The organism is uncultured Negativibacillus sp. (assembly GCF_944388365.1).
Taxonomy (GTDB): Bacteria; Bacillota; Clostridia; order Oscillospirales; family Ruminococcaceae; genus Negativibacillus.
In genome coordinates this window covers 1-10,950 of the sequence record NZ_CALXIN010000065.1, presented here as the reverse complement: position 1 = coordinate 10,950, position 10,950 = coordinate 1, and the positions used below count along the sequence as shown (strand labels likewise).

The following is a 10,950-nucleotide window of genomic DNA, read 5'->3' as shown; positions in this document are numbered from 1 at the left end:
CTGCGCCACGGCGGCTACAATCTCATCAAGGAGAGCGGATGCGACCAGGCCATCTGCCGCGCCATCTCGGAGCAGTACGGCATGGCGGTGGAGGTAAAGTTTGACGGCGTGCTGTCTCTCGACGAAAGCCAGCCGGAGTATCAGCAGATCATCGGTCAGCCGACCATCACACCCGAACAGAAAAAGGCGCTCGACCGTCCGAAGGATGCGCCGAAGCCATCCAAGGCAAAGGAAGGCATCTCCAAGGAGGCAGGCAAGGTGCAGTTTGTCTGCGACGACCTGCCGTTTGTGGAGGACAGCGCCATCGTTGTCATGGGCAAGCCGATCAAGGAACATCCGATTCCGCTGCGTGAGGTCACCGGCGAGACCGGCCTGACCACCGTCTGGGGAGACATCGTCCGCAAGGAGAGCGTCACCTCCAAGGACGGCAAGTGGGAGATCTATTCGATCGACATCACCGACTACACCAGCTCCAACACCCTCAAGGTGATTCAGGCCAGCGACAAAAAGGAGGCTATCGAGGAGCTGCGCGAGGGCGATACCCTCGTCGTCCGCGGCGACGCTGCCTTCGATAAGTATGAACACGACGTCACCATCCGTCCGCTGGCAATCACCATGGTCAAAAAGAAGAAAAAGACCGACGACGCACCGGTCAAGAGGGTGGAATTGCACCTGCACTCGAATATGTCCACCATGGACGGAATGAACGGTTCGGCGGACCTTGCAAAGCTGGCGCACTCCTGGGGCCATCGCGCCATGGCGATCACCGACCACGGCATCGTGCAGGGCTTTCCCGATGCGATGTATGCCTCGGAGGGCTGGGACGATTTCCGCATGATCTATGGTCTGGAAGCCTACTTTGTCAACGACATGGTCGCCGCGGTCAAAGGCAAGAAGAAGCAGAGCTTCGACGGAGAGTTCATCGTCTTTGACCTGGAGACGACCGGTCTGTCGGCAAATCAGGAGCGCATCACCGAGATCGGCGCGGTCAAGGTGCGAAACGGCGAGATCGTCGACACCTTCAATACCTTTGTCAATCCCGAGCGCCACATTCCAGAGAAGATCACCGCGCTGACCAGCATCACCGACGCCATGGTCAGGGACGCTCCCAAGGAGCAAGAAGCGCTCGAACTGTGGGAACAGTTCTGTCCGAAGGACGCCGTTCTGGTGGCGCACAATGCCGACTTCGACTGCTCCTTTTTGAGCGCGGCCTATGCCCGTCAGAACAAGCGATTTAACAATACCTACATCGACACGGTCACCATCTCCCGCTCGCTGTACAAGGGCTTAAAGAATCACAAGCTCGATACGGTAGCGGAGCATCTGCAGGTGGGAGACTTCCATCACCACCGTGCCTGCGACGATGCCGCCGTGCTGGCAAAAATCTTTCTGAAAATGATGGAACATCTGCGCCGCGATGCAAAGATCGACCGCATCGAGAAGATTAACACGGCGCTGGTAGGCGCAGACCCGCGGCAGCTCAAATACTACCACCTCATTTTGCTGGTCAAAAACCAGATGGGACTGAAAAACCTGTATCAGCTGGTGTCGATGTCCCACCTCAACTACTTTAAAAAGCGTCCGCTCATCCCGAAAAGTGAGCTGATTAAGCACAGGGAAGGCTTGTTGGTGGGCAGCGCCTGCGAGGCAGGAGAGCTGTTCCGCGCCGTAGTTGCCGGCAAGAGCTTCAACGAGCTGTGCAACATCGCCAGCTTCTACGACTATCTGGAGGTGCAGCCGATCGGCAACAACGCCTTCATGATGAAGAACGGCACCGTCCACACCGTCGGAGAGCTGCAGGAATTTAACAAAACCATCCTCAAGCTGGGCGACCGGCTGGGAATTCCGGTGGTCGCGACCGGCGACGTCCACTTCATGCGCAAGGAGGACGCCATCTTCCGCGCCATCCTGATGGCAGGACAGGGCTTCAAGGATGCCGACGATCAGCCGCCGCTCTACTTACATACCACCCAGGAGATGCTCGACGAGTTTTCCTACCTGCCAAAGGAAAAGGCGTATGAGATCGTCGTCACCAACACTAACCTCATCGCGGATATGATCGAGGAGGTGCGTCCCTTCCCGAAAGGCACCTACACGCCGACCATCGACGGTGCGGAGGAGGATCTGCGCCAGCGTACCTGGCAGCGTGCCAAGGACTGGTACGAGTTTGAAGGCAAAATCCCCGACGTCGTGTCCAACCGTCTGACCAAGGAGCTGGATTCGATCATCAGCCACGGTTTTGCGGTGCTGTACGTCATCGCACAAAAGCTGGTTTCCAAGTCCGAGTCGGACGGCTATCTGGTCGGCTCGCGTGGTTCGGTCGGTTCCTCCTTTGTCGCCATCATGGCGGGCATCTCGGAGGTAAACCCACTGCCGCCGCATTACCGCTGTCCAAAGTGCAACCACACCATCTTTTTCACCGACGGTTCGGTCGGTTCCGGCTTTGACCTGCCGCCCAAAAACTGTGAGAAGTGCGGCACGCCGTATCTGCGCGACGGTCACGACATCCCGTTTCAAACCTTCCTGGGCTTCCACGGGGACAAGTCGCCGGATATCGACCTGAACTTCTCGGGCGAATATCAGTCCAAGGCGCACAAGTACACCGAGGAGCTGTTCGGCACCGGCCACGTCTTTAAGGCGGGCACCACCGGTGCGCTCGCCGACAAAACCGCCTACGGCTATGTCAAAAACTATCTTGCCGAGCACGGAAAGACGCTGCATAAGGCGGAGGAAAACCGCCTGTCCAAAGGCTGCACCGGCGTCAAGCGCTCGACCGGTCAGCACCCTGGCGGCATGGTCGTCGTGCCAAACGATTACGAGGTGTTCGACTTCACGCCGATTCAGCATCCGGCGGATGACGTCAACTCGGACATCATCACCACCCACTTTGACTTTAACTCGCTGCACGACACCATCTTAAAGCTCGACATTCTCGGACACGATGTGCCGACGTTGTACAAGTACATGGAGGACCTGACCGGCACCAAGGTCGGCGATGCGGACACCTCGGATGAGCTGATCTATCAGCTGTTTACTTCGCCTCAGGTGCTGGGCGTCACCGCCGAGGAGATCGAGTGCGAGACCGGAACCCTTGCCATCCCTGAGATGGGCACCTCGTTTGTACGGCAAATGCTGCTCGACTGTAAGCCAAAAAACTTTTCCGATTTGCTGCAGATTTCCGGTCTGTCCCACGGCACCGATGTATGGCTTGGCAACGCACAGGACCTGATTAAAAACGGCACTTGCACCATCAGTGAGGTTATCGGTACCCGTGACAGCATCATGCTCTATCTGATCTATCACGGACTGGACCCGTCGATGTCCTTTAAGATCATGGAGATCGTGCGAAAGGGAAAGGCGACCAAACAGCTGACCGCCGAGCACGTTCAGGCGATGAAGGACCACGACGTACCGCAGTGGTACATCGACTCCTGCTTTAAGATCAAGTACATGTTCCCGAAGGCGCACGCGGCAGCCTATGTTATCGCGGCGATTCGGCTGTGCTGGTACAAGGTGCATTATCCGCTGGCATTTTATGCGGCGCACTTTACGGTGCGCGGCGAGGACTTCGACGCCGCGACGGTCATCCAGGGCAAGGAGATGGTCAAGCTGCGGATGAAGGAGCTGCGCTCCAAGGGCATGGAGGCAAGCGATAAGGAGAAAAAGACGGCGGAATGTCTGCACATCGCATTGGAGGCGCTGTGCAGAGGCATCGAGTTTCTGCCCATCGACCTGTACCGCTCCCACGCCACCCGCTACCAAATCGAGGACGGAAAGATTCGTCTGCCGTTCTGCTCGCTCAAAGGCGTCGGCGATGCCGCGGCAAACAGCCTGTATGAAGCGGCGCAGCAGGGCGAGTTTATCTCGATGGACGAGATCGTGTCCCGCTCCGGCGTGTCCAAGACGGTGATCGAAACGCTCAAGGAGTGCGGCGCGCTCGGCGACCTGCCTGAATCCAGCCAGATGACGCTGTTTTAGTCTACCTTTTCTTTACTAAAAGAAAAGGTAGAACCAAAAGAAAAGTGTTCGCCTTCGCCGTAAAGACGGGTAGTTGCTACACAAAAGTTTGTGGGGTTACAGGGATGAAACCCCTAATATAATATCATAGCTTTAAAAAGTGAAGAGGCAGAGCCTTCTTTCAGCACTGTCCCATGAGAACCGTATTCCTGCCTTGCGCAGACCATTCCTTTTGCTGATACGGAATTGAACGGCTGACAAAAGTGTGATATAATAAAGATAGAAAAGCAGGAGGAGGGATTTTATGGAAAATATGGAATTATTGCAGGCAATACAGCAGATGATAGAACAGAATAACCGTCAGCTGCTCGACAGGATGGATGCACGCTTTGAAAAGATAGACGAACGTCTGGACAAGATAGACGAGCGTTTGGATAAGGTGGATGAACGTCTTGACAAGATAGAAGATCGGCTGGACAAGGTCGAAACGCTTGCAACAAAGACGCAGATTGCCATCGAAAACGACATCACTCCGAAAATCAAGCTGCTGTTTGAAGGGCAGATTGGCCTGCAAAACCGGTTTGCACAGCTGGATGAGATGGAGCGCATCCTGCGTCAGGTGCGTTCGGATGTACAGGATCTGCAAAGGATTGTATCCTGGCACACCGGTGACATCAAGCTGCTGAAAAGACGGAGAAATTTTAATAAAAGCTGATTACCGCATCACAAAAAGACCGCCTGTGCAGGCGGTCTTTTTGTGTTGTCTGTATTCAATGACAAATTCTATGTAGGATATTTCGCTCGTTGCAACGAGCGACCAAAGACGCTGTCTTTGGAATCTGCAATTTTTTGGAAAAAATTGAGTAAAACTTTTTTTACGCCAAAACTGCCTGCGCGCCAAAGTAGACAATGACGATGGCGCCCAGCGCAATGCGGTACCAGCCAAAGGCGGTGAAATCGTGCTTGCGGATGAAGTTCATCAGGAACTTGATGGCAAACAGCGAAACCACAAAGGCGACCGCCGAGCCCAGCAGCAACAAGCCCCACTGTGCAGCGGTGATGGTGGACAGTCCGACCTTGAGGATGAACTTGAGAATCTTGTAGGCGCTGGCGCCGAACATGACCGGAATCGCCATAAAGAAGGAAAACTCGGTCGCAACAAAGCGCGAGCAGGACAGCAGCATTGCGCCCAGGATGGTCGAGCCAGAGCGCGAGGTGCCTGGAATGATGGCGAGCAGCTGAAGGATACCGATGCAGACGGCGGTGCGGTAGCTCAGCTGGTCAAAGCTGCGGATGCGCGGCTTGACGCGGCGGTTGCGCTTCTCCAGCAGGATGAACAATACGCCGTAGAAAATCAGCGCGATGGCGATGACCGTCGGGTTGTAGAAGCGCTCGGTGACCCAGTCGTCCACCAGCAGTCCGATGACGCCGATGGGCAGGATGGCTGCGATGACCTTGAACCACAGCTGGAAGGTCTCCTGCCGCTCCGAGCGGGTCTTGGACAGGGCAAAGGGATTGAGCTTGTTAAAATACAGCACAACGACCGCCAGAATCGAACCCAGCTGGATGACGACATAGAACATATCCATAAAGTCCTTGGGCTGGTTGAGGTTTAAAAAGGTGTCTGCCAGAATCATGTGTCCGGTGCTGCTGATCGGCAGCCATTCGGTGATGCCCTGAATGATGCCCAGCACGATTACTTTGATGATCTCCAAAAGTTGCTCCATCGTTTATCAAACTCCTGTTCTGTGATGTGTTTTTATATTATAACATAACTGTCGGAAAAATAGAAGGAAAATCTTTCATCCTTTTCCAGTTTGTGCAAAAAAAAGACCGGTCATGAAAGTTACCGGTCTTTTTTTGTCTTTCTTACATGTCTTGTGTTGTCGATGAGTCACCCACGGTAGGCTCAGCCGCCTGCTTGACGTATGTTTCTTCCTCGATCGGGTCGACGTAGGTTTCCTCGGCAATTTCCGGTGCGCTCATCTTCATCATGAAGCGGTCGCGCAGGGTGATCGAATATTCGGCATCGGAAGAATATGCTTCTGCCTCGACGATCAGATTCGGGTAGGACATCGCCTCCAGACGGTCGAGCAGGGTGCGCACCTGCACGGCAAAGGTCTGCTTGTCAGGGATGTCCTTGAGGGTGACATACAGCCGGACATGGTCGATGGAGTCCAGATCGGCGATGGTAAAGGACTGGGTTTCAGGAGTTGCACTCACCAGGGAGGTGCTGACCTCCAGCGAGTAGATCGGCAGGTCGGACAGCTCGGTATAAAGCTGGTCATAGATCTGGCTGTCCAGGCTTTCTTCCAGCCGCCAGTTGTTTCCGTATTTTAAAAAGAGAGGATAGGCCGCCGATACTCCGATGGCAAAACAGATGATAAAAGCGCAGAAGACGGTGCCCAGAAAGTCGTAGTGCAGGTTTTGTCCGCGGTTTGCAAAGTACTGCCACAGTACCTCGATGCCCAGCACGATCAGCAGCACCGGCGCAAATCGGGCGATCCAGACGAGGTTAAACGGATGGACAAAGTAGATCAGCAGCACAACGCCGACAAGCACCAGCGTCAGTCCCATCGTCATCGTGCCGATGCGGCGCACCGGCCTGGTCTGTGCCGGATGCGGCGGAACAACGGTGGAAGGCCTGCCTGGTTGTTCCTGCTTTGATTTTTGTTTTGAACATTCATTCTGATTTAACATCACAATACACCTTGCTTTCTCAAACATGGACACAGCTTACCAGATTTCCAATAGAAAAAGGGACAGACCGGACGGTCTGTCCCAGCCAAAGGTCGTTTTTGCCAGAGGGAAAAAGCGATCAGCTGCCCGACGAGGAGGTGCTGCCCTGGTCGTCGGAGTGGTATTCCTGGTAGCTGTCGTAGTCGCTGTCGATAGCTTTTGGCACGGCCGAGCGGATCATGTGGACACCCAGCAGGATGATGACGGCAGAAATTGCGAGGGTCGGCAGCGATTCAAACAGCGGATAGAGGTTGATGTTCAGTGTATGGTAGAAGAACGGCAGCAAGAAGGTGTGCAGCAGGATATAGACGCCCAGCAATATCAGCAGGATGCCGCCCAGCAGATGACGGGTGCGGAAGAAATCGACCACCTGACGGCCGGCGAGGCTGTCCAGCGGAAAGATGTAGCTGTCCTGCGGGAGCATCTCATAGGTCATCGAGCGCAGATTGAGGGTGTCAAAGAAGGCATAGAACCAGATGACCGGCAGCAGAAATGCCAGAAAGCTCAGTCCCAGCAGTCCCATCAGCGCAAAGATGAGGAAGAAGGTGAACATCAGCGACACGCCGCGGCGCATATATCCAAGGTACATCTGTCCGGCGCCAGGGAACAGACCGAATAAAAAGGTAAGGATTCTACTTTTTCTCATAACAAAAACTCCTTATTCATATTCATCCATAAAGAAACATATCCTCGTGGGCCAAAGTTGCCCGAAAATCAGTCGTTGTGTGGGGAAGCGTTGTGATACTTCCAGCGGAGCAGGTCATTTTGCAGCGAGCGGAAGAAATCACCGATATTGTCGGAGAGTTCGGTTGTTTGTTCCAGGATGGTCTGGGACGAGGAGCGCACTCCGTCGACCAGCCCGCCCATTGACGGCAGGTGGGTGGACGTAAACAGTCCGCCGCTCCAGAACACCAGCGCCAGCGAAGCGGCCACCGCCAGGGAACCGAACTTGTGCAGGTAGATCACGCGGGTTTTGTCGCGGATGGCCTGCATGATGCCGGTGTGCAGCGAAGCGGGCGGCTCGATCAGCCGCACCGTCGCAGGGACGTCTGTCTCTTCGGTCAAAAGCGGCACACCGGACAAAATGTCGGTGTAGCGTTCCAAACAGCGGTCGCAGAAGGAAAGGTGTTCGGATACCTCCAGACTTTGCAGAGGATCGAGCTTTTCCTCCATCAGCAGCTTGAATGCAGTATCTGTCAGATGGCCGTCGAACGAAAACAACGGATTGGATGCCGGCGACGCATCATTCTTTTTCATGGCTGTACACCTCCTTGATCTGTTTTTGCAGCATGGTTCTTGCACGATAAAGCTGAGTTTCCACCGTCTTTTTGGGTCGATGCAGGATGTCCGCAATCTGCTGGGTGTCCTTTTCCTCCAGAAAACGGAGGATGCACACCTCGCGGTAGGGCTCATGCAGCGATCGGATCATCTGTTCGATCTGTCCCGAGCTTTCCTGCGAGATATAGGCCTCGTCCGGCTGTTCGGACGGATCGGTCAGCCGGACCGATGCCATCGCTTCCACCGAGTTTTCCTCACTGGAAGCAAGCATTACCCTGCGCGCATAGGCGCTGCCCAGATAGTCCTTGGCTTTGTTGGTGGCAATGCGGGCAATCCATGGCTTGTAGTTGTCGCCCTGATAGTCGTCGATGTGGCGATAGGCGGAAAGAAAGGTTTCCTGAGAGAGGTTCTGTGCCTCGTGATAATCCTTGACGAACTGGTAACAGATGGTGAATACCAGCTTTTCATATTGTTTGACGAACTGACTGAATTCCCGTTGAGTCATGCAAAGTATTCACCAACTTTCTTGTTTTGATTTGACTGCCTGTCAGAAACCTTACACTGATATAACGGGTTTTGCAAGAGGGACACTTCAAATTTTTGAAATTTTTAAAATTATTTTTATACATCGAAAATGCTCGAACAAGCGTGAAAAATTTGTGAAGAAGAGCAGAAAAAGCCCTCCGCAACATTGACACTTGAAAAAATATGGTGTAATCTGAAGAAAGCAGCGGTATTTTGCCGCGTACAATATGCACAAGGAGGAAAGGATATGAACGGAAAAAAAATCGTTCTTCTGACAACGCTGATTGTATTTGTGGTGTTGATCGGTTTGCTTGCGATTTTTACCAGGTTTGTCCTTAACATAGACTTTGGAGGGGAAATTCAGCAGTCGAACTCGTCTGCACAGGTGGAAGAAGAACCGTCCGATGTCGACCAGGCCGACGAGTCGGAAAGCGATCAGCAGCCGGATCAGAGCCAGGATAAGGAGCAGGACAAGACAGAAGAAACCACCGAGGATAAAGAGGAAACAGAGGACAAGGAAGCGTCTGACGAGAAATCCGAGGACGATGAGCCCGAAGCCTATAAAGCGAGCGCCCAGCCAAAGAGCGCACAGATCACCATTCAGGAGGATGGAGAGGCAGACTATCAGCTGAGCGTGGAGGACGCGCAGAAGCTGACCGAGCTTGCCGGCGCCTTGGACAAACTGCAGCTGATGAGCATTCAGCAGTCGGTGGGAATGCAGAATCCGACCTGGAGCGCGTCGATCAACCTGAGTCTGTCCGACGGCACGGCAGTCAGCTGCCAGCTGGATCAGTCCACACTCTCGGGCAGCAAGACCACTCTGTCCACCGGCAGCAAGACCTATGAATCGACCGCGGACATCGCCGCAGTCAAGACGCTGCTGCAAGGCTGGCAGGAGGAGGACGTCAAAGCAAATGCACCTGCCATTGCGACGGAGGAATTTGCCGCAGCGACCCGCCTGCTTGCCATCAACACCGATGCCATGGTAGCGCAGGACATTGCAGGCAGCTCGTCCCAGCTGCAGGAGGCACTGGACAAGCTGAAGGTGACCGATACACTGTCGGGCAGTGTCAACCCAGGCAAGATGCGTTCGGGCATCAGCATTGTCAACCTTGCGGACGACACCAGCACCTTGTATACACTGGAATTCTATGAGGACGGCATCCTTGCTTACCGCACCGAAACAAACACTGAGTTTTATGTCTGCGACAAAGACAGCCTCAACAGCTTCTATGCGACGGTGGACCAGATCAGCGGCAAATATTCGGCAACTCCGGCCTATCTTGCACTGATGGACTATGACGCGCTGTACAGTGCGGAGGTGTCCAGCACCACCGGCGGCAGCCGCAAGAAGGTGGGACTGATCCGCGATCACGCGCAGAATCTGTTCTACTTCCTGCAGCAGATTCACGTCGTCAACGGCAAGACCAAGGTGGAGAGCAGCATGTTCAACCGTCCGGAATACCATGCGGACATTCTGTTTGACAGCGGCACAACCATCAGCGTCGATCTGAGCAACGGCAGTCTGCTGGTAAAAAGCGGAGACGATGTGATCCGCCATTATACACTGATCGGAGATGAAAACCTCGATCTGCTGCGCGCCGAATTTGAGCGTGTGACCGAGGACTAACCAAGCATGTTAGAAAAGCACAGGGAAAATATTCCCTGTGCTTTTTTTGTGCATCTGCCGAGTAGTCAAGAAACAGGAGCAATTTTTGGAGATGTTTCCCAAATTGTAGAACCAGAGATTGTATTGATTCTACGTTTGTGATACAATGGAAAAAAGGGAGAAATCCGAGCTGCTCTACACCTTCTTCAAAGTTCGGAGGATGGGCGCACCACAAAAGGTGGGCGACGCACAAAGCAGGCATGCAGGTTCTGCCTTTATCTAAAGTTCGGAGGATGGACACCGTCCATCCTCATGCCCGCAATCACAAATTGAAAACAAGTTTTCAATCAGGAGTTTGCTCTTTTTGCCCATGAAGGATTGGGCAAAATTGCCTTCGGCAACCGAGCAAAGCTCCGCTGACAAAAAACTTTGGTTTGGTTCGTCTTTAGTTTCTGCACAGAACGAAAGGCTGATGACAGAGGTCATCACCCGCACTAGCATTTCCAGCCAAGGTTCGTGGGATGTACGCAGTCCATCCTCATGCCCGCAATCACAAAAGGTGGGTGACGCACAAAGAAAGTATGCGGGTTCTGCCTTTATCTAAAGTTCGGAGGATGGACACCGTCCATCCTCATGCCCGCAATCACAAAAGGTGGGTGACGCACAAAGCAGGTATGCGGGTTCTGCCTTTATCTAAAGTTCGGAGGATGGACACCGTCCATCCTCATGCCCGCAATCACAAAAGGTGGGTGACGCACAAAGCAGGTATGCGGGTTCTGCCTTTATCTAAAGTTCGGAGGATGGACACCGTCCATCCTCATGCCCGCAATCACAAAAGGTGG

The 10,950-nt window shown here is 53.8% G+C and carries 9 protein-coding genes; 4 read left to right on the top strand and 5 right to left on the bottom strand.

Annotation, left to right across the window (positions count from 1 at the left end; all coding sequences use genetic code 11):
* The coding region (locus Q0L39_RS08630; protein WP_296628397.1) for a PolC-type DNA polymerase III at window positions 1-3,978 on the top strand (3,978 nt) is incomplete at its 5' end.
* 283 nt (window positions 3,979-4,261) lie between these two features.
* A complete protein-coding gene (locus tag Q0L39_RS08625) occupies window positions 4,262-4,672 on the top strand; it encodes a hypothetical protein (RefSeq protein ID WP_296628395.1) in 411 nt (136 codons plus the stop codon).
* A 160-nt stretch (window positions 4,673-4,832) separates the two neighbouring features.
* Here Q0L39_RS08625 and Q0L39_RS08620 read toward each other — a convergent pair whose 3' ends face one another.
* From Q0L39_RS08620 to Q0L39_RS08600, 5 genes are all read right to left on the bottom strand, one after another.
* A complete protein-coding gene (locus Q0L39_RS08620) occupies window positions 4,833-5,684 on the bottom strand; it encodes an undecaprenyl-diphosphate phosphatase (protein WP_296628394.1) in 852 nt (283 codons plus the stop codon).
* A 142-nt stretch (window positions 5,685-5,826) separates the two neighbouring features.
* The gene (locus Q0L39_RS08615) at window positions 5,827-6,657 is read right to left on the bottom strand and encodes a hypothetical protein (protein ID WP_296628392.1); all 831 of its coding nucleotides are present in this window, start codon (window positions 6,655-6,657) and stop codon (window positions 5,827-5,829) included.
* A 118-nt stretch (window positions 6,658-6,775) separates the two neighbouring features.
* Window positions 6,776-7,342 (bottom strand): hypothetical protein, encoded by a 567-nt coding sequence (locus Q0L39_RS08610; protein ID WP_296628390.1) that lies wholly within the window; start codon window positions 7,340-7,342, stop codon window positions 6,776-6,778.
* A 68-nt stretch (window positions 7,343-7,410) separates the two neighbouring features.
* Window positions 7,411-7,953 carry a hypothetical protein gene (locus tag Q0L39_RS08605; RefSeq protein ID WP_296628389.1) on the bottom strand — a complete coding sequence of 181 codons (543 nt, stop codon included), beginning with the start codon at window positions 7,951-7,953 and terminating at the stop codon, window positions 7,411-7,413.
* Window positions 7,940-8,479, bottom strand: a complete 540-nt coding sequence (locus tag Q0L39_RS08600) for an RNA polymerase sigma factor (protein WP_296628387.1) — start codon at window positions 8,477-8,479, stop codon at window positions 7,940-7,942. The genes Q0L39_RS08605 and Q0L39_RS08600 overlap by 14 nt, the downstream gene beginning before the upstream one ends.
* Window positions 8,480-8,746: 267 nt before the next feature.
* Between Q0L39_RS08600 and Q0L39_RS08595 the strand changes: the two genes are divergently transcribed.
* Window positions 8,747-10,129 (top strand): hypothetical protein, encoded by a 1,383-nt coding sequence (locus Q0L39_RS08595; RefSeq protein WP_296628385.1) that lies wholly within the window; start codon window positions 8,747-8,749, stop codon window positions 10,127-10,129.
* A 343-nt stretch (window positions 10,130-10,472) separates the two neighbouring features.
* On the top strand, window positions 10,473-10,712 hold the full coding sequence (locus Q0L39_RS08590; RefSeq protein ID WP_296628384.1) for a hypothetical protein: 240 nt from the start codon (window positions 10,473-10,475) through the stop codon (window positions 10,710-10,712).
* Window positions 10,713-10,950 lie beyond the last annotated feature (238 nt).